General features: G+C 54.3%; 26 protein-coding genes (1 of these 26 only partly in view). 17 read left to right on the top strand and 9 right to left on the bottom strand.

All coding sequences use genetic code 11. The features are described from left to right. Positions 1 to 4: 4 nt before the first annotated feature. The gene (locus tag AAFJ72_RS15495) at positions 5 to 205 is read left to right on the top strand and encodes a hypothetical protein (RefSeq protein WP_432774600.1); all 201 of its coding nucleotides are present in this window, start codon (positions 5 to 7) and stop codon (positions 203 to 205) included. 247 nt (positions 206 to 452) lie between these two features. Here the strand turns inward: AAFJ72_RS15495 and AAFJ72_RS15490 are convergent, their stop codons facing one another. Further along, positions 453 to 1,754 carry an NAD(P)/FAD-dependent oxidoreductase gene (locus AAFJ72_RS15490; protein ID WP_432774599.1) on the bottom strand — a complete coding sequence of 434 codons (1,302 nt, stop codon included), beginning with the start codon at positions 1,752 to 1,754 and terminating at the stop codon, positions 453 to 455. A 161-nt stretch (positions 1,755 to 1,915) separates the two neighbouring features. Further along, the gene (locus AAFJ72_RS15485; RefSeq protein WP_432774598.1) at positions 1,916 to 2,737 is read right to left on the bottom strand and encodes a GNAT family N-acetyltransferase; all 822 of its coding nucleotides are present in this window, start codon (positions 2,735 to 2,737) and stop codon (positions 1,916 to 1,918) included. Positions 2,738 to 2,877: 140 nt separating this feature from the next. Between AAFJ72_RS15485 and AAFJ72_RS15480 the strand changes: the two genes are divergently transcribed. Continuing rightward, positions 2,878 to 3,387 (top strand): hypothetical protein, encoded by a 510-nt coding sequence (locus AAFJ72_RS15480; RefSeq protein WP_432774596.1) that lies wholly within the window; start codon positions 2,878 to 2,880, stop codon positions 3,385 to 3,387. 83 nt (positions 3,388 to 3,470) lie between these two features. Here the strand turns inward: AAFJ72_RS15480 and AAFJ72_RS15475 are convergent, their stop codons facing one another. Then, on the bottom strand, positions 3,471 to 3,608 hold the full coding sequence (locus AAFJ72_RS15475) for a hypothetical protein (protein WP_432774594.1): 138 nt from the start codon (positions 3,606 to 3,608) through the stop codon (positions 3,471 to 3,473). 1 nt (position 3,609) lies between these two features. Continuing rightward, positions 3,610 to 4,857, bottom strand: coding sequence for an MFS transporter (locus AAFJ72_RS15470; RefSeq protein WP_122905373.1), 1,248 nt, complete (start codon positions 4,855 to 4,857; stop codon positions 3,610 to 3,612). 319 nt (positions 4,858 to 5,176) lie between these two features. Between AAFJ72_RS15470 and AAFJ72_RS15465 the strand changes: the two genes are divergently transcribed. From AAFJ72_RS15465 to AAFJ72_RS15425, 9 genes are all read left to right on the top strand, one after another. Then, the gene (locus tag AAFJ72_RS15465; protein ID WP_122905374.1) at positions 5,177 to 5,401 is read left to right on the top strand and encodes a hypothetical protein; all 225 of its coding nucleotides are present in this window, start codon (positions 5,177 to 5,179) and stop codon (positions 5,399 to 5,401) included. 160 nt (positions 5,402 to 5,561) lie between these two features. Then, complete coding sequence (locus AAFJ72_RS15460) at positions 5,562 to 5,873, top strand: YtrH family sporulation protein (RefSeq protein ID WP_063228142.1); 312 nt, start codon at positions 5,562 to 5,564, stop codon at positions 5,871 to 5,873. After that, positions 5,870 to 6,415: a hypothetical protein gene (locus AAFJ72_RS15455; protein WP_432774592.1), complete on the top strand. Its 546-nt coding sequence runs from the start codon at positions 5,870 to 5,872 to the stop codon at positions 6,413 to 6,415. The genes AAFJ72_RS15460 and AAFJ72_RS15455 overlap by 4 nt, the downstream gene beginning before the upstream one ends. A gap of 56 nt (positions 6,416 to 6,471) precedes the next feature. Continuing rightward, the gene (locus tag AAFJ72_RS15450; RefSeq protein WP_432774591.1) at positions 6,472 to 7,248 is read left to right on the top strand and encodes a sporulation protein; all 777 of its coding nucleotides are present in this window, start codon (positions 6,472 to 6,474) and stop codon (positions 7,246 to 7,248) included. 220 nt (positions 7,249 to 7,468) lie between these two features. Then, positions 7,469 to 8,245: a GTP-sensing pleiotropic transcriptional regulator CodY gene (codY, locus tag AAFJ72_RS15445; RefSeq protein ID WP_122905377.1), complete on the top strand. Its 777-nt coding sequence runs from the start codon at positions 7,469 to 7,471 to the stop codon at positions 8,243 to 8,245. Between the two features lie 58 nt (positions 8,246 to 8,303). Next, positions 8,304 to 8,486, top strand: a complete 183-nt coding sequence (locus AAFJ72_RS15440) for a hypothetical protein (protein WP_432774590.1) — start codon at positions 8,304 to 8,306, stop codon at positions 8,484 to 8,486. An 83-nt stretch (positions 8,487 to 8,569) separates the two neighbouring features. After that, positions 8,570 to 9,436: a MurR/RpiR family transcriptional regulator gene (locus AAFJ72_RS15435; RefSeq protein WP_122905379.1), complete on the top strand. Its 867-nt coding sequence runs from the start codon at positions 8,570 to 8,572 to the stop codon at positions 9,434 to 9,436. 39 nt (positions 9,437 to 9,475) lie between these two features. Beyond that, complete coding sequence (menC, locus tag AAFJ72_RS15430; protein WP_432774588.1) at positions 9,476 to 10,588, top strand: o-succinylbenzoate synthase; 1,113 nt, start codon at positions 9,476 to 9,478, stop codon at positions 10,586 to 10,588. Positions 10,589 to 10,775: 187 nt separating this feature from the next. Continuing rightward, positions 10,776 to 12,038, top strand: a complete 1,263-nt coding sequence (locus AAFJ72_RS15425) for an MFS transporter (RefSeq protein ID WP_432774587.1) — start codon at positions 10,776 to 10,778, stop codon at positions 12,036 to 12,038. Here AAFJ72_RS15425 and AAFJ72_RS15420 read toward each other — a convergent pair. After that, positions 12,009 to 12,785, bottom strand: a complete 777-nt coding sequence (locus AAFJ72_RS15420; RefSeq protein WP_432774585.1) for an SDR family NAD(P)-dependent oxidoreductase — start codon at positions 12,783 to 12,785, stop codon at positions 12,009 to 12,011. The two genes, AAFJ72_RS15425 and AAFJ72_RS15420, sit on opposite strands and share 30 nt — an antisense overlap. Before the next feature lie 103 nt (positions 12,786 to 12,888). Here AAFJ72_RS15420 and AAFJ72_RS15415 point away from each other — a divergent pair, with 103 nt between their 5' ends. Then, on the top strand, positions 12,889 to 13,116 hold the full coding sequence (locus AAFJ72_RS15415) for a DUF1540 domain-containing protein (protein WP_122905383.1): 228 nt from the start codon (positions 12,889 to 12,891) through the stop codon (positions 13,114 to 13,116). 149 nt (positions 13,117 to 13,265) lie between these two features. Here AAFJ72_RS15415 and AAFJ72_RS15410 read toward each other — a convergent pair whose 3' ends face one another. Further along, positions 13,266 to 13,856: a 5' nucleotidase, NT5C type gene (locus tag AAFJ72_RS15410; RefSeq protein WP_432774584.1), complete on the bottom strand. Its 591-nt coding sequence runs from the start codon at positions 13,854 to 13,856 to the stop codon at positions 13,266 to 13,268. A 96-nt stretch (positions 13,857 to 13,952) separates the two neighbouring features. Here AAFJ72_RS15410 and AAFJ72_RS15405 point away from each other — a divergent pair, with 96 nt between their 5' ends. Then, entirely contained in the window at positions 13,953 to 14,552 is a 600-nt protein-coding gene (locus AAFJ72_RS15405; protein WP_122905385.1) for a DUF456 domain-containing protein, read from the top strand. A gap of 70 nt (positions 14,553 to 14,622) precedes the next feature. Here AAFJ72_RS15405 and AAFJ72_RS15400 read toward each other — a convergent pair whose 3' ends face one another. Further along, entirely contained in the window at positions 14,623 to 15,156 is a 534-nt protein-coding gene (locus AAFJ72_RS15400; RefSeq protein WP_432774583.1) for a DUF84 family protein, read from the bottom strand. A gap of 141 nt (positions 15,157 to 15,297) precedes the next feature. Here AAFJ72_RS15400 and dapF point away from each other — a divergent pair, with 141 nt between their 5' ends. Next, positions 15,298 to 16,158 (top strand): diaminopimelate epimerase, encoded by an 861-nt coding sequence (gene dapF / locus AAFJ72_RS15395; RefSeq protein WP_432774582.1) that lies wholly within the window; start codon positions 15,298 to 15,300, stop codon positions 16,156 to 16,158. A gap of 100 nt (positions 16,159 to 16,258) precedes the next feature. Here the strand turns inward: dapF and AAFJ72_RS15390 are convergent, their stop codons facing one another. After that, entirely contained in the window at positions 16,259 to 17,284 is a 1,026-nt protein-coding gene (locus tag AAFJ72_RS15390) for a LysM peptidoglycan-binding domain-containing protein (protein WP_432774580.1), read from the bottom strand. A 246-nt stretch (positions 17,285 to 17,530) separates the two neighbouring features. Next, positions 17,531 to 17,677: a hypothetical protein gene (locus tag AAFJ72_RS15385; RefSeq protein WP_170163449.1), complete on the bottom strand. Its 147-nt coding sequence runs from the start codon at positions 17,675 to 17,677 to the stop codon at positions 17,531 to 17,533. 280 nt (positions 17,678 to 17,957) lie between these two features. On the opposite strand from AAFJ72_RS15385, the gene AAFJ72_RS15380 reads away from it, so the two are divergent. The 3 genes in view from AAFJ72_RS15380 to AAFJ72_RS15370 are tightly spaced (at most 39 nt apart) and all read left to right on the top strand, a layout consistent with a single transcriptional unit that may run on beyond the window. Continuing rightward, the gene (locus tag AAFJ72_RS15380) at positions 17,958 to 19,127 is read left to right on the top strand and encodes a cysteine desulfurase family protein (RefSeq protein WP_432774578.1); all 1,170 of its coding nucleotides are present in this window, start codon (positions 17,958 to 17,960) and stop codon (positions 19,125 to 19,127) included. A gap of 30 nt (positions 19,128 to 19,157) precedes the next feature. Continuing rightward, positions 19,158 to 20,357 (top strand): tRNA uracil 4-sulfurtransferase ThiI, encoded by a 1,200-nt coding sequence (gene thiI / locus AAFJ72_RS15375; RefSeq protein WP_122905390.1) that lies wholly within the window; start codon positions 19,158 to 19,160, stop codon positions 20,355 to 20,357. Positions 20,358 to 20,396: 39 nt separating this feature from the next. Then, positions 20,397 to 20,549: the start of a fumarylacetoacetate hydrolase family protein gene (locus tag AAFJ72_RS15370; RefSeq protein ID WP_432774575.1), read on the top strand. The gene runs 624 nt beyond the window's last position; only the first 153 of its 777 coding nucleotides appear in the window; its start codon is at positions 20,397 to 20,399; its stop codon lies beyond the right edge, outside the window.

Genomic DNA, 20,549 nt, shown 5'->3' with positions numbered 1-20,549 from the left:
ATACATGCAAATTCTTCCCTTTTTTCTCTTGGCAGCAGGCGTTCTCGTCATGCTCCAGCCGCGCACCAAAAGATGGAAGGCCCGGATGAACGCGCATTTGCAGGGCAATGAACAGCGGATCAAGCAGCGGGCCAACACGTTCTTTTTGCTCGGTCTGGCCTTTGTGCTGGCTGGATTTGCTTACTTGTTCCGGCTGGTCGGATAAAAAAGTAAACGGCATGCAAAAACACCTGATCGCACGAATGGGAGGACGCGGTTCTCATCTCGTGACGGCAGGTGTTTTTTGTTGGACAAAAAAGAAGCACCGCTTAACAAGGCGGTGCTTCTATTGGGGAAGATAAAGGGAGTAAAAACCTGTTAACCAGCGCCTTACAACTGGGGGGAGCAAGGTGCTGATTCCTCTTTTCGAAAAAAAGAGTACCTGCCTCTAAGCTTCCCCCATTCGTCTTTTTTTAAACACGACTCTCGCCCAAAAATTCCAAAGCTTCTTCGGCGCTGTGCGTGCCGGCTGCATGTCCGGAGGAAAAGGCGATGGTAATGTTGTAGCCGCCGGTATGGGCGTGCACGTCCATGACTTCGCCAGCGAAAAACAGACCGTCCATCAGCTTTGAACGCATCGTGCGCGGGTCGATTTCCTTGACGCTGACGCCGCCGCCTGTAATAAACGCTTCCTCCAGGGACAGTGTTCCCGTGATCGTCAGCGGAAAGGCCTTGATGATCCCGGCGAGATTAGCCCACTCCTGCTTTTTCATATGGCTGTACGTCGTGTCCTCGGCAATTCGGGCAAGCGACAGGACGAGCGGAATCATCCGCTCCGGCAGATAGCCTTTGAGCACGTTTTTGACGGCCTTTTTCGGCTGATCCTCCAAAAGCTTCCAGCTTTCTGCGCTGATTTCTTCCTTGCTTTTGCCGGGCATCAGATCGAGGGTGAGCGCCAGCGGGACAGCACCGTATTTGCGCTGGCTGATGGAGACGTAATGCCCCATGCGCAAGGAAGCAGGCCCGGACAGTCCGAAATGGGTGAAAATCATGTCGCCTTCCTGGGTCGTGATCTTTTTCCCGTTTGGTGCGTACAAGGTCATCGTGATCTCGCGCAAGGACAGCCCTTGCAGCGTTTTGTCGCGGATGAAGGAATCGTTTGCGGTGAGCGGCACTTCTGTCGGATACAAATCGGTGATCGTATGCCCTGCCGCTTTGGCCCAGGCGTAGCCATCTCCTGTGGAGCCTGTTTGTGGTACTGAGCAGCCGCCGACGGCAATAATGACGCAGGGAGCCGTCAGCTTTTCGCCTGACGCAAGCAAAATACCTGACGTTCTGCCGTTTTCATAGAGCACTTCTCTCACGGGAGCGTTCAGCCGGATGTTGACGTGCTGCTGCTTCAGCCGGTCGATCAACGCCTGCGCGACGGTTACGGCTTTGTCCGTCACCGGAAACATCCGCCCGCGATCCTCTTCTTTCAGGGCGACCCCCAACTCCTGGAAAAAGTCGATGATGTCGCGGTTGCCAAATTGCGCAAGCGCACTATACATAAAACGGCCGTTGCCGGGCATTTGCCTGATAAGTTCGTCCTGCTCCTTGGCGTTGGTCACGTTGCAACGGCCGCCGCCGGAAATGATGAGCTTGCGTCCCAGCTTGCCGCCTTTTTCCACCAGGCAGACACGCGCTCCACGGCCTGACGCCGCAATCCCGGCCATCAGTCCGGAAGGCCCGCCGCCGATAATGATAACGTCGTAGTCGTACTGTAATCGATTCATGTATTCTCGTCCTTTTATGGTGTAGGGTAAGGCATCCTTCATTTTACCACAAGAAGCCATGGCAGCGCGCAGATCGAGAGGAAGGGTGGGTACGCCCAAGCCTGAATGACACGCCAAAAAGGGCGGGTTTGATTGAAACCCACCCCGCCCCAACGTTCAACTTACCCAAGCACCGCAGACAACGGCTTCTTCTCCAGCACGTACCGGACAACCGCTTCATCGCGGACGATGTCTGTAACGATGTAGCCTTTGGCGAAGCAGCTGGTGAACAGCTCGCCGGTTTGCTTGCGCCAGGCCAAGGCGATGTTCATGTCTGCCTGCTTCACCTGCTGGAAAAAGGCCGGGACTGGCAGCAGCAGGACAGGCGCTTCCTGTGTAGTGTCACCAGCGATGGGAGCCGGGATGCCGTCGATGAGTTCATAGCGCAAAATTTCCGGGGCATGGTCGTAGGCACAGCGCGGTGCGCCTTCCGCCTGGCGTGCTTCCACACGGTGGCTGTCAATAAACCATTCGACGAGAAAGCGGTCGGTCGGCAAGCCGCGGTTGAGGTCGTCGTCGAGGTCGCCGTAGCAGTTGGGCAAGTACGTGCGGACAATTCCACCGAGCTTGACAATGTTCAGGACGCCGTTCACCGTTTCCAGCGGGTCGTAGGTCCAGGTGATTTTGGTGTGGCCGAGCGCTTTGGCCTCTTCCTTTTGCAGCCATTTCATTTTGACGCCGAGCCCTTGCTTGCGATACTCGGGCAAAAAGCCCAGCATGTGGGAGCAGAGGTGCATCTCGCCGTTGGTATAGCCGGGAAAGCTGTACAAAAAGCCGATCATCTCGTCCTCGTCAAACGCCCCAAGGAACAGTCCACCAAATTTGTGAATCGTCAGCGTCATGTGGTACGGAATGGCTGAGGACGGACTCCATATTTTTCCTTCCAACGCTTCCAGTTGCTCGATTTCGCTCGTCTCTGTCAGTTTTCGCAAGGTGATTGCCATTTGTTTGTCCTCCTGCCCAGTTTTTCGTTTTTACTTGATTCGAACAAGGGGAGGCATATTCCTGCCTGGGCAACGGTTGCATCCCCGATCAGCCTCACAGATAATAGGAGTGGCTGACCACATGAGGGGAGGTGGCGCTTTTGAACGCGATTGTTTTGTACACAAAACGCCAAGGTCAGGCGACGTCTTACGAATTTAACTTCTTCGACAACCAGTTCGCCACGGAAAATCTGGCTGTGCGCAAAGTGCTGATGTCCATGCTGGAGTCCGTGCGCGAACGGCTGACGGATGTGGAAGTGGAGTACAACGACAGCATGCTGGCGGAAAAGCTGGGAGCGAGACGCGCGGCAGAGACGCTGCGTTTTCTCGGGGCAACCAAGGAAAACAGCAAGGAAAACCGCAGCAACGGCATCGTCGTCAGCCGCTCGTTTCAAGCGCCGCTCACTTCTGAGCGCTATGCGTACTTTTACGAGCTGACCGACATTGCCACGCTGTCGCACTACCGCTTGAAGGAAGGCAGCGAGGATCGGATCGTCTTTTACTTCACGCGCTATTTGCAGTTGATCGCCCCTGACGAGCAGGTCAGCCGGGCCTTTTTGCAAAAGCTCGACGATTTTTCCTTGCCGTACAAGCTTGTGCCGATCAACTGAACGGAAAAAGCCATTTCCGCCGCTTCAGGGAAATGGCTTTTTCTCATGCGCATCGGCGTGCGACGATGAAGCACAGCCGATTGTCAGGTAGCAGGGCGATTCGGCCCTTCCAGTTTTTTGTCCCCGTAGCCGGGGGCGTCGTTTTGCACAGACCGCGGCTGGCGGTTGCGGTCAGCTTCCCGCAATTGCCCGGCTTGCTCCTGCTTGTTTTGCCTGCTCATGCTAGGTGGCACCTTCCTTTCTTCCTGTTTTCGGTTCGGGAGCCTGTTCCGGATTTTTGTAGCGCGGCATCGCGTAAATCGCGAACAAGCCGAGCAGCGCAGCCAGCAAAAGCGTAATGATCCCGTAGCTGATCCACGGGCTGCGGCTGCCGACTCCCCCGAGTTTCTCCACCATGGCCCCGCCGATGCTCGTCCCAAGGGCCGTGCCGATGCCGGATACGAAGTTGGAGAAGCCAAAGTAGGCTCCGAGCCATTCTTCCTTGGCAAAATGGGTGACGAGCGAGTCCTGGACAGGCATGAACAGCATTTCGCCGACGATAAACACGACAGCTGCGGCACTGAGCGTAACGAATTGATTGGCCCAGCCCATCGCGGTCAGGCCTGCGCCGAGCAAGGTCGTTCCGGCGGCGAGTGCCACATACGGGTTGATGCGCGACAGGACAAACCGCGAGACGAAGCCTTGCAGCAGGACGACAGTGATTGAGTTGATCGTCCAGACGAGACCGATGAGCGTCGCAGAATGCAGCACGTGCTCGCCGCGCAAAGGCAAGACCATCGCAAATTGCGCATACAACGCCCAAATCAAGAGGGTAATGCCGGAAAACAGCAGAAAGCTGCGGTGCTTCAAAATATGCCGGTATTCCGAGATCGGCGTGTGGCGGCAGTCTGGGCCGATACAGCGATCATCCGGCAAGGCAAAAAACGTGAGCACGGCGAGCAAGCCAAATACAGCGGCTGCGATCATAAACGGCTGCTGACCGATAGACGTCATCCACGTGATGACCAGCCCCGCTACGATGATGCCGCTATGCGCGAGAATGCCCCGCCACGAAAAGGCGGCGGTACGCTTTGCTTCCTCGACCTCATCTGCGATCATCGCCTTGATCGTAGGCGCCAACAGTCCTAGCCCCAGCCCGTTCACGGAGGAAAAGAGCAGAAACATGCCGTATCGCGTGCTGTAGTGATAGCCGAGCATGGCCACTCCCTGCAGCAGTGCGCCAAGGGCGATGATCGCGCGGCGGCCCCAGCGATCCGACATCGGCCCGCCGATCAGACTGCCAATCTGGTAAGCAATGCTGCCCGCTCCCAGGATGAAGCCGACCTGGGCGAGATGCAGCAGCCGTACTTTTTGCAGGAACACCGGAAAGACCGGAATGACCAGATACGAGGCCAGGTGCATGAAAAAGACGAGCAAGAGCAGGATCAGATAAGGCTTGTTGCGCCAGAGAGCTCCACTTGAGGCTGTCATAACCGCCTCCTTCAATTACGGTATCGTCTCTTCTAGTATGAGTGAATGAGGTTTGTCTCTATGCAACAAAATGGGCGAGCATACAAATGTGCGCGACAGGCAGGCATATGTCCAATCCAACCCTTTCCCCGCTACATATACCTATAGAGAAAGGTACCATGGGCGGTATGCCAGGTGCGACGGTTCGAGGCCAGCGTGAAGGGGGGATCTGTCATGAAAGGCTTCGGCTTTTTCAACCAGGATGGCTTTGAAACGGTGATCTGGATTATCGTTATCATCTTTCTCCTCTCCATATTCTTTGACGAAGGGATAGATTGAGATGAGCGCATATCGGCCGGTTCGCCGCCTGAACAATCACTATCGCTCGAATCAGGGCTTTAAAGCCTGGATCAAGGCCAACGAGCAATGGTTCAAGGAAAATCCGGAAGTGTTCAAACAGGTAATGAGCAACCCCAACATGGTCAACCTGTTTATGGATCTCATGGTGATGAACTCGCCGCGCATTCAGAGACGTCTGCGCAGGCAGGGCAAAAACAAGACATGAGCGCATGCGGCATGCTGTCAACAAAGGCATGCCATCTTTTTTTGAACAAGCAGGCGGTCATCCTTTCGCGCAGGCCTGACAGCGGCTTTTCAAGCATAAAAGCCAGACAAGCCGCGTAGGGATAAGCATAGGCAGCGCGGTCGAGAGGGTGGGAAACTGCATGGCACAAGTCATTTTGACGTTTTTTGTGGCCTACGGCATTGTCGTGGGGGGAGCTTTGTGCGGTGGCTTGGGAGCCTTTTTGACGGAAAAGCCCCCGTTGTTTTCGATGGTCCAACTGGCGGACCAGTTGAAAATCTGGGGCCTGGTCGGTGCTTTGGGCGGCACCTTTGACTCATTTTTGCAGATTGAAAAAATATTAATGGGCAATTTCTCGCCAGTGTTCAAGCAGCTCGTGATGATCGTCGTCGCCTTTTTGGGCGCTCACATCGGAACGATTTGCGTACATTGGCTCGTGCAGGTGCGCTCATGATGGTCGTCCTGTGGAAACGCTATCTCGCTCTTCTGCTCATCGGCTGCCTGTTGGGCGGAACGGCGGTTCTTTTTGTGTACGGGCGCGAAATGGAGCAGATGATGCTGGTCCGCAAAAGCCTGGAACTGCAAAATAAAAAGCTGTACGAGGAAAATCAGGAGCTGAAACAAAACCAGCGTGTGTATCGAAAAAAGCAGGATCAGGTTATCGAGGAAGTCCGCGCCTTTGTCATGCCTGTGGAGCAGAAGCAGCCGCTGCACGGAACGATCATCGTGCAGGTGGTCGACTTGATTGAAAAAGATTTCGCCTCGCTCAAGGGCAAAAAAGCAGAGCAGGTCGCTGAGGTTCACCAGGTGCTGCACGAGATGTTGCGCCGCCGGGAATATGTTTTGTCTGACCGGACGATGGTAGAAGTGCGGATCAAGACGGTTTTTATCGCACGGACGCTGAAAGTCTTTGTGACGGCAGAGGTTATTTCAGATGACGTCTGGCAAAAGGTTGCGCGAAACTTTCTTTTTCTTCCCCCGTATATTTCTACATAGAAATCTGAACGCAGGTCTGGTGTTGATCTGGGGGAACGCAAAGGAGAGGCGAGTACATGTCCATGTTCAAAAAGTTGCTGGCCAGTGTCGGAATCGGAGCGGCCAAAGTTGATGCTCGTTTGGAGCAGGAGTCTCTGGTTCCGGGAGATCTCGTGAAAGGCGAGGTGCACATCACCGGGGGAGACGTGGCACAGGAAATTGACGAAATCTATATGTACGTGGTCACACACTACGAACGCGAAGTGAACGACAACAAGGTGAAGGAAGAGTGCACACTGGTCAAGTACCGTCTGACCGAGCGCGTGCAATTGCAGCCGAAGGAGGAAAAGGTACTGCCTTTTGCGTTCCAGCTTCCTTATGAGACGCCGTTGACCATGGGACGTCAGCCCGTTTACTTGCGGACGGGATTGGACATCAAAAACGCGATTGATCCGGGCGACTCCGACTTTATCGAAGTGCGTCCGCATCCGTTGATGGCAAAAGTATTGGAAGCGGTTCAATCGCTCGGCTTCCAGCTGTACAAGGTAGACTGTGAGTACAACCGCTACCTGGGCCGGACGTATCCGTTTGTGCAGGAATTTGAGTTCCGTCCGACAGGGGCATATCGCAGCCGTCTGGAGGAGCTGGAGATTGTCTTTTACTTGCGCGAAGGCGAACTGGAAGTGCTCCTGGAGCTTGACAAGCGCGCGCGTGGCTTCCTGGGTGTCTTGGAAGAAGCATTTGACCTGGATGAACGCTATGTCCGCTTCCGGCTGTACGATGCCGACCTGAAAAGGCCGACTTCCGCGATCGCGGATGCCATCGAGAAACTCATCAAGCAGCAACTGCGCTAGTCGGGCTTTGCCTGTGAATGAAAAAGAAGGCTGTCTGGGAAACGAACCAGGCAGTCTTTTCTTGTGGATGGGCAAGGCTGATGATTAGTCGTTTGCGCCAACGATGGTCAACAGAACGAACATTCCCTGAGTTGTCTTTCCAATTTTATGATTTGCATGTATAGGACTGGATTTTTCTGACAATACTGTGAGCATGAAGAACTCCAAGGAGGATATTATTATGAACTTGTTAGAAAAAACCAGGAAAATTAATGTGATGCTGCAAAAGACAATGGGGGGCAGCGGAGTAGGCTTTCAGGATCTCGCCAAGTTGCTGTCTGAGGTCATCTCAGCGAATGTTTACATCATTACGGCGGATGGAACGATTCTCGGCAGCGGCTTGAACCAGGAAATTGCGCTGAACGAGGAAGGCCAGTCCTCCACTCAACTGCAAAGCAGTGTACACCAAAAGTTGCTGGAAGTGACGCAGACGCTGGCAAACGAGCCAATCGACAGTCCGTACAGCTTCGTGCCAAAAGAACTGGCAGGGTTGTTCCCGCAAATGATGACGACCATCGTGCCGATCAATGCAGGAGGAAGCCGTCTGGGTACACTCGTCCTGCTGCGGGCGTATGGTGAGTTTGAAACCGAGGATCTGATTCTCGGCGAAATCGGCGCGACTGTGATCGGGATGAAAATCGTTCGGCAGCGCACCGAGCAGATTGAAAATGAAGTACGGGACAAGACGTTTGCGAAAATTGCGCTGTCCTCCCTGTCCTACAGTGAACAGATTGCCATCGAAAAAATCATGGAGCAGCTCGATGCGCGCGAAGGCTTGCTTGTCGCAAGTCAACTGGCGGACCAGGCCGGCTTGACTCGTTCCGTCATCGTCAACGCGCTGCGCAAGCTGGCCAGCGCAGGTGTGCTGGAATCCCGTTCGCTCGGCATGAAAGGTACATATATCAAGGTGCTCAACGACAAGTTTCCATCCGAATTGGCGAAGTGGAAAACATCGTAATGCGATGGGCAAAAAGTCAAAAGGCTCTCTCGGCAACCGGGAGGGCCTTTGCTTGTGTGTGCAAGTGGCGATTTCTTTATCGCTCAACAAGTACATTCTCGTTGGACAAAAATTCATGAATGAATCATTGATTCGTGCTTTTTTTGCCGATATAATTTGCAAAAAGGATAAACTTCAAAAAAATCAAAATGTAAAGTATGAACTTCAACATGCAGTGCAATGGGCACCGCCATCGAGTTGAGCATGGGCGTAAAAAACAGGCTGCCTGCACGGCCTGCCGCTCTGCCCCCGATCCTACCATAGTTGACAAGGAAGTAGAAAGCGATGGAACACGTACAGGAGCGTATTCGCAAGCATTTTCCGACACTGACCGCCCGGCAGAAGCTGGCCGCCAAATTCATTCTCGCTGAACCACAAATCGTAGCCCAAAAGCCCGCAAAGGTAGTGGCAGCGCTGAGCGGGACGAGTGAAACGACAGTCATTCGCCTCTCTTACGCGCTTGGTTACTCCGGGTACAGCGAATTGCAAAATGAAGTTCGCAGCTCCCTGCTCGAACGCGTGCAAAAAGCAGATGCGATCAGCAGTCTGCGGGCGGTGGCGGAAAATATTCGCGGACAGGACGATCTCATCCGCTTCAACATGGAACAGGATATCGCCTACATCCGGCAAACGCTGGGCGGGCTGCAAAAGGAACAGCTTCAACAAGCCATCACGCGCATTATGTCCGCCAGCCATATCCTCGTCGTCGGCTTCCGCAGCTCCTACGCCCCGGCCCACTGGCTCGCTTTTGCGCTCAACTTGGTAAAAGGAAACGTGCATCTGTACAAAGGCCCTGTAGATGATGCGAACTATTTGCTGACCAGGATCGATGCGGGCTGGCTCGTCATTGCGCTCTCTTTTCCCCGCTACGTCAATGAAACGATTTTGTTCACCAAGGCAGCGAAGGAGCGAGGCGCTGTCGTTTTGGGAATCACGGACGACGAATTGTCTCCGGTCGGCACGATTGCCGATCAGGTTTTGAAAGTGTACGCGCCTGCGCCAACCGCCCTGAAAGGAATGACCGCGATTTTTTCCATGCTGAACCTTCTCGTCAACGGCGTGGTCCAGTCTGACGGCAAGCAGGTGCAGGAGCGGCTGCGCCATTACGAGAACACGAGCCGCCAAATCTATCCGTTTGCGGGAGAAACCTGACCGATAGGTGGAACATCAATACAGAAGGGATGAAGAGCATTGAAAATCGAGCGCATTGAGCTTAAGCAACTGCACATACCGCTTCGCTTCCGTTTTGAAACAAGCTTTGGCTACACGCTGGTCAAGGAGCTGATTCTCGTCAGCATCTACGGAGAAGGGGAGGTCGGCTACGCCGAGAGCGTGGCAATGCCGGACCCTTACTATAATGAAGAAACGACCGAAACCGTATGGCACATGATGGAGCGCTTCCTCGTTCCCAAGCTATTTGCCAACCCGATTGAGACGCCGGAGGATGTAGAGCGGCTGTTTGCCCCCGTCCGCCGCAACAACATGGCGAAGGCGGCATTGGAAGGGGCCATCTGGGATTTGTACTGCAAGCAAAAAGGGCTGTCGCTGGCAAAGGCGCTTGGCGGAACCAAATCGGTGATCGACGTCGGCATTAGCATCGGGATTGAACCGACAGTCGATCAGGTGCTGGCAAAAGTCGAGCGGCACCTCGCGGAAGGCTACAAAAAAATCAAGGTGAAAATCAAGCCAGGGTTTGATGTGGATTTGATTCGCGCGATCCGCAAGCAGTTTGGCGACGATGTGCCGTTGATGGCAGACGCGAACTCGGCCTACACGCTGGAGCACATCGACGTGATGAAGGAGCTGGATCAATACGGACTGATGATGATCGAGCAGCCGCTGGCGCATGACGACATCATCGATCACGCCAAGCTGCAGCGCGAGCTTTCCACGCCGATTTGCCTGGACGAAAGCATTCACAGCGTGGAGGATGCGCGAAAAGCGATCGAGCTTGGCAGTTGCGGCATCATCAATATTAAAATCGGGCGTGTCGGCGGGCTGACCGAGTCGAAGCGGATTCACGATTTTTGCCAGTCGCAGAACATTCCGGTCTGGTGCGGGGGCATGCTTGAATCCGGGGTCGGCCGCGCGCACAATGTTGCCATTACCAGCCTGCCAAACTTCACGATACCGGGCGATACAGCGGCCTCCAGCCGTTATTGGGAGGAAGATATTGTGGAGGGCGGCATCGAGCTGATCGCTCCAGGTCAACTGGCAGTGCCGGATGGCCCGGGAATCGGCTACGCCCTGAATACACGGGCGATTGGCAACTACGTGCTTCGCTCGGTGAATTTTCGAGCGTAGCCAGCCCGGTTTTCACGATTTTTCCCGGACATTGGATCGAAAAAACGCGCTCCTGCAAGCATGTCGCTCGCTTGCCAGGGGCGCGTTTTTCAATCCGGCTGCCGACTCATTTACTAAATATAATTATTGAAAAAGTATAATATCATGGATACAATAAGTGGAAAAGGCAAAAGAGGAAGATGCAGGGATGAAAGAGCTATGGAGACAGCAGCCCTTTCGCATGTACTGGCTCGGCATGTTTTTATCGGGACTCGGCGATCAGTTTGGCTGGATGGGGCTTACCTGGTTTGTCATGAAAAAAACAGGCTCGTCAGCCGCGATGGGGGGCGTCGTGCTCGCGTACATGCTGCCTGCTGTGTTTGCGGGGCTGGTGGCCGGAGTTTTGCTGGACCGATTTGATCGCCGAAAGCTGATTATGCTGGACAATGTAGCACGCGGCCTGATTTTTCTTGCACTGGTGGCTTTGCTGCAGGTCGACCATGTTCCGCTTTTTGGGGTTTACGTGTTGATTGTGATGGCAGGCACGCTTTCTCCGCTCAGTACGGCTGGCGCCCAGTCGCTGCTGCCAAGGCTGGTGGCTGACAAAAAGCATCTGGTCAAGGCGAACGGCCTCATGGAAAGCCAGTGGCAGATCCATTACATGTTCGGTCCGGCGCTGGCCGGGGTATTGATCGGGCTGATTGGCGAAGCAAACGTGCTGTTGATTGATGCCCTAAGCTTCTTTGCCTGCGCACTCTGTTTTTGGCGCTTGCCAAAAGAAAGGACAAAAAGCGCCCATCCGGAAGCGGCGGCGCAACCCGCCCAGATCGGCCTGTTTTTGCGCTCGCTCTTTGCGGACATGAAGACGGGATACCGCTATTTGTTCGGGAAAAAGCAAATGGTGGCGCTCGTGCTGTTTACCTTTTTGTTCAATATGTCATACGGACCGATTGAGGTCGCGCTGCCGCTGTATGCCAACCAGGAGTTGGCGGGAGGTTCAGTTGCGCTGGGGATGCTCTGGTCGTCGCTTGCGGTCGGAGCGCTGCTCGGGTCTTTGTTTTTCGCGACGATTTCCTGGCGGATACCGCTTGGTGTGACATTGGCGGGCATTATCGTTTTGTGGGGAATGACGACCATGCCGCTTGCGCTCTTTTCCCGGCTGGAGGTGGCGATGATCGCGATGGCGTTGGCCGGCTTCAGCTTTTCGCCCTATAACATCATGTATAGAAGCTACCTGCAAAGACAGGTCCCGGATGCCTTGCTGGGAAGGGTGATGACGAGCATCCGGACGATTACAGGTACGGGCATGCCGACTGGCGCGGCAGTCTCGGGAGTGCTGATCCCTGCACTGGGCGTACAGGGACTGTTCGGGGCAGCGGCGGCTGCTTGCATCGTGTGCGGGCTTGTGGCCTTCCGGGTGTTGCGTGATCTGGAGAAACCATTACTTGCGGTTGAGGAGCGGGGCGACTAGCTGTTTGATGCGCGCAGGCAACAGGCCGTAGAGCACGGACAGCATTTTCAGGCGATAGGGCATCGCCACTTCGGAACGGTTGGATTGGACGGCCTTGTAAATGTGGCGGGCCGTTTCCTCTGCGGTGAGCAAATAACGGGCGACCTTGCTGCGGTACGCCCCGGTCCTGTCTGCCTTTTCCAAAAAAGGAGTGTCGATCGGTCCGGGCATGGCGCAGGTGACGCGAACGCCGCTTCCGGCAAGCTCGTGCTGCAAACCTTCGCTAAAGCGGATCACCGCCGCTTTGCTCGCCGCGTAGACGGATGCCTTGGCGGTCGCGACCTGTCCGGCGAGCGAGGCGATATTGACGATATGCCCTGAGCCGTGGTCAAGCATCAGCGGCAAAAAGGCGCGGGTGGTGTACATCACGCCGGCAATGTTGGTGCGAAGCGTTTCCTCCAACTCGTCAATGTCCATGCCGATGAGCGTCTCGAACACGGCAATGCCCGCATTGTTGTAGAGGATGTCACACCTGCCGAAGCGGACGTGCACCCAGGCAGCAAAGCGGCGGACGTCCTCGTTGTTTCCGACATTGACGGTATAGGAAAAAAAGCGGTTGGGATCAGGGGCAAAAACAGTGGACTCGTGGGTGACGGGCTTGCGTGTTGCGGCGATGACGAGGTCGCCTTTTTCCAGATGCAGCCGGGTCAACGCCTGACCGAGACCGCCGGAAGCCCCGGTAATGACGACCACACGGGGAGCGTGCATAAGACCATCCTCTTTTCTATGGGAATTGTTGGCGGCTGTTTGTGTTTCATAAGTATAAGCCCCAGACGAATGGTGAAGGATAGCGTCTAGGAGGTGAAAACTTATGCCACAAGTAAAATGCAGCGTAGCAAACTGTGAGTATTGGGCGCAAGGCAATCTTTGCAGCGCCGACGAAATCATGGTAGAGATCGACTCGCATGCCAGCGCAAACAAAATGAAGGAAGAGTTTGCCGGCGAGTATGGGCAAAACACAGGCCACCAGGATCATGCGAGCAAGTCGTCCGAAACCTGTTGCCAGACGTTCAAGCCGAAAACGTCTGAGAAGAAGTAACTGCCCCGATCTGTTTGCGGACAGGGCGTTTTTTTGCCCGCTGTCTGACGCGGACAATTGCAGGGCCTTCTCGTGCGCTTTGGCGCTCAAAAAGACGTATCCCGCGATGGAGATACGTCTTTTTGCTAAGCATAACCAGGGGGCCGCTGTTACACAAGGGCTTGTCCAAGCGTAAGCGCCTTGAGCTTCCTGTCGACTTCCTCCCAGGAGCTCACGCGGTGTACCAGCTCGGGGAGCCGGGCCTGGTTGTATGGCGTATCGAATAAAAAGACGGGAATCTGCAAGGCTTCGGACAGTTGCAAGGCATTTTCCAGCCGATCCTCCAAAAACAGGTCCACGCCCCATTTTCGTGCAGCTTCCAGCTTGTCGTGGGAGCCGAGCAAATCCACTTCATGGTACGGGATTTGGTAACGGGCAAACCAGTTCAGCGTCACGTCATGATGACGCGCTTCCCTGGCGCTGATGTAGATCAGCTTGTGTGCAGGATACCACTTGCGCAGCACCTGGTCGGCAATTCCGTGTACAGGTGCTTCGTTGTACAGGCGCTCCCCGTTCTGGTCGAGCCACTGCTCAAATTCCGCCTCTGTAATCTGATATACGTTGGCCAAATTGTAATCGTAACAGTCTTCATATCGTAAATCTCTTCCAAAGCTCTCGTTCATCATTGGCACAATACTGCTGGGTGACGTCACTGTACCGTCAATATCAATGCCAATGGTTAGGATTTTCTCTGGTTTCATCCTCTCGCCTCCAGTTTAAATTGTACACCGCAGGCAGACAATAAGGCTACTTCCTTCACTAACAAAACCTTTGCCAAAAAAGGGGCTGAGCATGGTATGTTGGATCGACGTGAACGCATGAATGCGAAGCGGAAGGAAGATACCGGCTTTTCCGAGACCGTAGACCAGCACGACAGGGAGTTTACGGTGGAAACCTGGACCCAGGCTGCCTTCGACGAACACGAGGGACGCTCCAGGCGAGGGATTCACTACGACCCCCACTCTTTGACAGAGCGCTACTCAGGCGAGCTGGAGGACAGAGTGGAAAACGGCAGGGGGGAGAAAGATTTTTCCGAGCGCCTGGATGGAGAGGTTCTGACACAGGAGGACCGTGCGCCGGCCGCTTCTGTACGAGACGATGACATCGAGGCAGCATCGGAAATCGCCGAACCGATCCCTGCACGTCGTTCTGGGCGTGAGGTCAACGATGACGACGACAGTCGGGAAAGCGGAGCCAGCGGGATTGGCATAACAGGTCTGGGGCTATCGATCCTGTCCCTGTTCCTCATGCCGTATTTCATGGCCCCTATCGGGATGGTGCTTGGCTATCTGGCGTATCGCCGGGGCTCGCGAACACTGGGCGCCTGGGCGATGATCGTGGGTGCACTCGCCATTTTGGGAGCGCTGGTGATTTACCCGTACTACACGGCCCGCTAAGCAGCATCAGACCGCAAAAAACCTCTCCGGGGCATAGAACAGTCCGGAGAGGTTTTTGCCTTTGCCCGCTTTAGTTTGTGTACAAGCGGGATAAAAACGGAGTGGTTGCCGCAATGACCGCCTCGCAAAAAACGTCCGCCCTGTTGACACGCCCGCCCGTCAAAAAGGCGTACGCCCCGCCGCGGTGGTTGCTTCCGGTCGTCTGACCCCATTCGTCGATGACGACATTCAGTTCGATGCCTTCTGCCATAATGCGTTCTGCTGCCTGTCTGGGGAGCGGAAAAGCCAGTCCTTTTCCCAGATACAGTTCGCTTCCATTCCAGGCTGCGCAGACGGAGATCAAATACCATTGCTGGGTAAATTCCCGATCATACATAAGGCCGCCTTCCAGTCCAAGCCCGATGTCCGCCTGGGGTGCGGAGGCCAGGGCCGCTTTTGCCCGGTTAATCGCTCCGGTAATCGTCTCTTCCTCGCTCATCGGTTGGCCAGACACGCCGGAAGGGACGGATAGACAGATGGGGTCTGTTCCCGTCGCTTTTTGTACCGCCAGCCGTTTTGCTTCGTTTTGGGTGCCGAGCGCATAGCGTAATGGTGCGTGATTCATCTGGATCGTTTTCTCCTCTTCTGTCAGGATTGTTCAATCGCTACTGGTAAGTATACCACTTCCCCAAACAGGGAGCTGTTGTGTTAAGATAAGTCCATATAAGAACGAGTCAGAAATTACAGAGAAAACGGGGAGTGGCAGATGAATTTTACCAAATTGCATGGCTTGGGCAACGACTATGTGTACGTCAACTGTTTTAAAGAAAAGTTGACCGGGGTGGACCTTCCGGAGCTGGCAAGACGGGTCAGCGACCGCAACTTCGGCATCGGCGGCGATGGGCTGATTTTGATTTTGCCATCTGAGCGCGCCGATTTTCGCATGCGTGTGTTCAACAACGACGGAAGCGAGGCGAAAAACTGTGGCAACGGCTTGCGCTGCGTGAGCAAATACGTCTACGACCACGGCTTGACCCGGCAGACGACGTTTACCGTCGAGACGCTCGGCGGGATCATGAAGCCGGTTGTCTCGCTCGGGGCAGACGGAAAAGTCGAGCAGGTGACAATCGACATGGGCGAACCGCGCTTTGAGCGGGCGGCGATTCCGATGACAGGCATCCCGGAGGAGCAGGCACGCGAGGAAGTGCTGGAAGTGGACGGGGCTGTGTTTACGATGACGGCTGTTTCCATGGGCAACCCGCATGCGATTATTTTCGTCGAGGAAATCCGGGACGAGGACGTGCGCAAATACGGCCCGCAGATCGAGTTTCACGAATGGTTTCCGGAGCGCACCAACGTCGAATTTATCCAAATATTGAATCGGGAAGAAATTTTGTTCCGCGTCTGGGAGCGTGGATCGGGTGTGACGCTCGCATGTGGCACAGGTGCTTGTGCAGCGGCAGTGGCAGCAGCGCTCGCAGGCAAAGTCGACAGAAAGGTAACAGTACATCTGGCTGGAGGAGACCTTTTTATCGATTGGCGGGAGGAAGACAATCGCGTCTACATGACAGGGCCTGCTACCGAAGTGTTTGCAGGGAAGTATCTGGGGGAAATCCCGTATAAATAAGCGCAAGTCCTCTTGGGCGAAAGCACGTAAAAAAGCCGTTTCGGTCGCATCAGCCGAAACGGCTTTTCATACTTTTTAACAGGCTTGGCACAGCCAGGTTCTATTTTCCTGCCGCGATTCGGATGGCGGCCTGATGGTTCGTGTCGACCTGGTTGTCATTGTGGCGCAAGCTGCCGGGGAAGTGAATATCGAAATGCCCGTCAAAATCGTTATTGGCAATGTACTCGATGCTGTGCGGCATGGACGACATCGAAGCGGCGAGGCGTCTGCCATTTACCTCGACGATGACAGGACGGACGCTCCAGGAAAAGTTGCCTCCCCAAATGCTCTTGATCGCAGCACTGTCAGCGGCAGTCAGAGGCTCGGTGTCCGAGTGGGAAGCGCCGATCGTGCGTTTGACCATGAAACTTTTCCCGGTGGCAAAATCGGTCACTTTCGCAGTTGCGTTGATCGGGAACAGGTACTGCACAGCTTCGAACCAGTCGAGATATTCTCCGTATTTGGCACCAGCCGTCGCTGTTTGCGGGATGTGGTGCACCGGAATCGTGACGATCTGGCCGATTTGCAAATAGTCCGATTCAGACAGCTTGTTGGCTTGCAAAAACTCGGTCATAGGGATGCCGTGGGCAATGGAGATTGTCCAGGGTGTATCCCCTTTGACAACCTGATAGCGTGTATTCTCGACCCAGGGCTTGTCCTGTTCCGATTTGTCCTGCTCAGGTTTTGGCTCAGGCGCTGGCGTTTCCGCTGCCTGTTCCTGCGTTGGAATTAGCAGTTTTTGCCCGATGAGAATTTCCATTGTTTGCAGGTTGTTCGTATTCACAATAGTTTGAATGCTTACGCCGTGATTGGCCGCGATTTTCCACAGGACATCGCCGCGTTTCACCGTATAGACGGTAGAGCGGGGAGGTATGTACAGCTTTTGTCCAACCAGAATCATGTCTGACGTCAATTGATTCGCCAGCTTGAGCTGCTCGACGGTAATCTGGTGTTTGTAGGCGATATTGCCGAGCGTATCACCAGGCACAACCTGAATCGTTTGGGCAAAAGCCGATGTGACAGGGAGCAAGCCAGCAACCAGTGCAGTCTGCAGGGCGAGACGTTTCCAGCGTGTTGTTTTGAACATGAAAGCCTCCTCAGATGCCGTAGCGTGATATGTGACGTGGTTCATTTCAATTGTACGCAGTCGGCAGGTCCGCTTTCATCCGGTAAATCTATCCTCCATTGGTCGGCACTCCCACCGGACGCGAAAATGGCATCCTTTTGCCTCGAACGCCATGCGCAAACAGTGCTTTTGGACATAAAAATAGCGCGGTTGCAGCAACAAAGTTGTGCCAGCACCCACGCTATGAAAAGCAAATTAAGCGAAAAGTCACCCGTTGTACACCTCATTTAAATATGCGACGTCATTGCGGTTGAATTGAGGAGTGGTCTTGTTGATTTTGGCCAGTTCCGCCTTCAACCTTTTCAATTCGGCTTCCATCTTGCTGATTTTTTCCTGCATGGCTTGTGTTGTCATGGCTGTTCTCTCCTTGTTCCTTGCGATTGTATTTTTTCTAAATTTATTGACAATTCTAACGAAAGGTTGTGACGTTGTAAATAGCCCAATTTTGGATGTAAGCGCTTTAGTTGTGAAAAGTGTGTGAACGCTCGATCAGATTTTTGGGAAGCTGCTGTTTGCACGGCCAAATGTGGGAAAATAACAGGAGAAGTACACTCGACAGTATGTTCTTGGCGGGCAGTCATGTTATGATGAAGGGTAGACTTAGGGCAGTGCGCCCTCGGGAAGGTGTGGACTGGTGATTTACTTAGACAACAGTGCGACAACCCGGCCTCATCCGGAGGTCGTGGAGACTGTGAGACGGGCAATGGAGGACTATTACGGAAATCCGTCCTCGTTGCACCAAAAAGGGGTAGAGGCGGAAAAACTGCTGAAGCAGGCGCGAAAGGTTGCCGCGCAATACCTTGGTTGCAAAGAGGGGGAGATCATTTTTACCTCCGGAGGCACGGAAAGCAATAATACGGCAATCAAAGGCATTGCCTTTCAATATCAGAACAGAGGGAAGCATATCATTACGACACAGGTGGAGCATCCGGCTGTCTACGATGTGTGCAAGCAGCTCGAAGGCTTCGGGTTTAACGTGACCTACCTGCCCGTGGACCGGGGAGGGCGCGTATCTGTGGAAGATGTAAAGCGTGCGCTCCGGCCGGATACGATTCTCGTTTCCGTCATGCACGTCAACAATGAGCTGGGGACGATCCAGCCTGTTGCGGAAATCGGACAGTGGCTGAAACAGTTTCCAAAGGTGCTGTTCCACGTGGATGCCGTGCAAGGAATCGGCAAAGTGCCGCTGCGGCTGCAAAACTCCGGGATTGATCTGCTGAGCGTCTCGGCGCACAAGTTTTACGGTCCGCGGGGAGTAGGCATTTTGTACAAGCGCGAGGGACTGATTATTCATCCGCTGATGATGGGCGGCGGTCAGGAAGGCGGGATTCGTTCAGGGACGGAAAATCTTCCGGCGATCGCTGGTTTGGCCAAAGCAATCCGGATCGTAGAAGAACTCGGCCAGGCGGAAGTCGACCGGCTGCGTGACTTGCACAAGCAGCTTCGCGAAGGCATCGAGCGAATCGAAGGCTGCATCGTCAACACGCCCGAAGCTGGCGCAGCGCCACATATCATGAACCTGTCTGTACCAGGCGTGAAGGCGGAAGTGCTGCTGCACGCTTTGGAAGAGCGCGGCTTTCTCGTCTCCACCAAGTCGGCCTGCTCCTCCAAGGTGAACGAGCCGAGCCGCGTGCTTACAGCAGCAGGGATTGCGCGTGATTGCGCGCTGTCGTCGCTGCGCATCAGTCTGGGCCGGGAAAATACGAGTGAGGATATCGCTCAATTTTTGACCGCGCTGGAAACGTGTGTGGGCACCTTGCGATCGCTTCTCAAGCCGCAGTCTGTTCCAGATCGCCGAAAATAGCGTAAAACGAAACGGTTAAAGGAGATAATTATGAACTACGATGTAATTTTGATTCGTTATGGCGAACTTGCCCTCAAAGGCAAAAACCGCGATCAATTTGAAGATGCGCTGGCCAGAAGCGTGAAAAGCGTGCTGCGTTCCTTTTTCAAGGTAAAGGTGAGACGCAACTACGGACGGATGTACGTCGAGCTTCACGGAGAAGATGCTTACGCCGTCATGGACCGCTTGAAGCGCGTTTTTGGGATTTCTTCCATCAGCCCGACCATTCAGGTTGAGCCGGATATGGATACGATCAAGGAAAAAGCGCTTGAGCTGATCCGCCAGCTGACCCCGGAGCCACGCACGTTTCGCGTCGTAACGCGCCGCGCCGACAAACGTTTTCCGATTCCTTCGATGGAAGTCAACCGCATCGTCGGCACGCACATTTTGCGGGCGCTTCCTGCGATCAAGGTGGACGTGCATGAGCCGGAAACGGTTGTCAATCTGGAAATTCGCGCAGAAGGAACGTACATTAGCTGCGAAACGATTCCGGGACCAGGCGGCCTGCCGGTTGGCGTGAGCGGAAAAGTGCTTTTGCTTTTGTCAGGCGGAATCGACAGCCCTGTCGCTGGCTGGATGATGATGAAGCGCGGGGTTACACTCGAAGCGATTCATTTCCACAGCTATCCGTTTACCAGTGAGCGCGCCCTGCAAAAAGTGCGCGATCTTGCACAAAAGCTGACCAAATGGGGCGGGACGATCCGTCTGCACGTCGTACCTTTCACCGAGATTCAGACGGCTATCCGCGAAAAGTGTCCGGAAGATTATTTGATTACGATCATGCGCCGCTTTATGATGCGGATCTCTGAGCGTGTAGCGGAAAATACAAAAGCAAAGGCTTTGGCGACAGGCGAAAGTCTGGGACAGGTCGCTTCGCAAACGTTGGAGAGCATGGATACAATCAACAAGGTGATTTCGATTCCGATTTTGCGTCCGCTGATCGGGATGGACAAAGTCGACATTACCGATCTCGCGCGCAAAATCGACACGTATGAGCTGTCCATTTTGCCGTACGAAGATTGCTGCACCGTGTTTACGCCGAAAAATCCTGTGACAAGACCAAAGCCGTATCTCGCTGCCAGGTTTGAAGAAGCGCTGGATGTGGAGGCGCTTGTCGAGGATGCGGTAGCACGCACCGTCATCGAAGAGATTACGACCAAGCCAAAGGAAACGACAACCGATCTGTTTTAAAGTTTTGATAGAGAAAACGCATGACAGGGGAGAAGAGTCATGATTATCCGCTATGAGCGTAACGGCAAGGTAAAGCATGGGTGGATGGTAGAAGAGGATCACAAGGTACGGGTGATCGAAGGGGATATTTATAAAGTCCAAACAGCCAAACCGATCATGACGGGACTGGAGCTGCCGTTGGACGAGATCAGC

This window comes from Brevibacillus gelatini (genome assembly GCF_050920745.1).
GTDB classification, from domain to species: domain Bacteria; phylum Bacillota; class Bacilli; order Brevibacillales; family Brevibacillaceae; genus Brevibacillus; species Brevibacillus gelatini.
The sequence above is the reverse complement of the archived record's forward strand: the minus strand, read 5'-3'. Positions and strand labels throughout refer to the sequence as shown.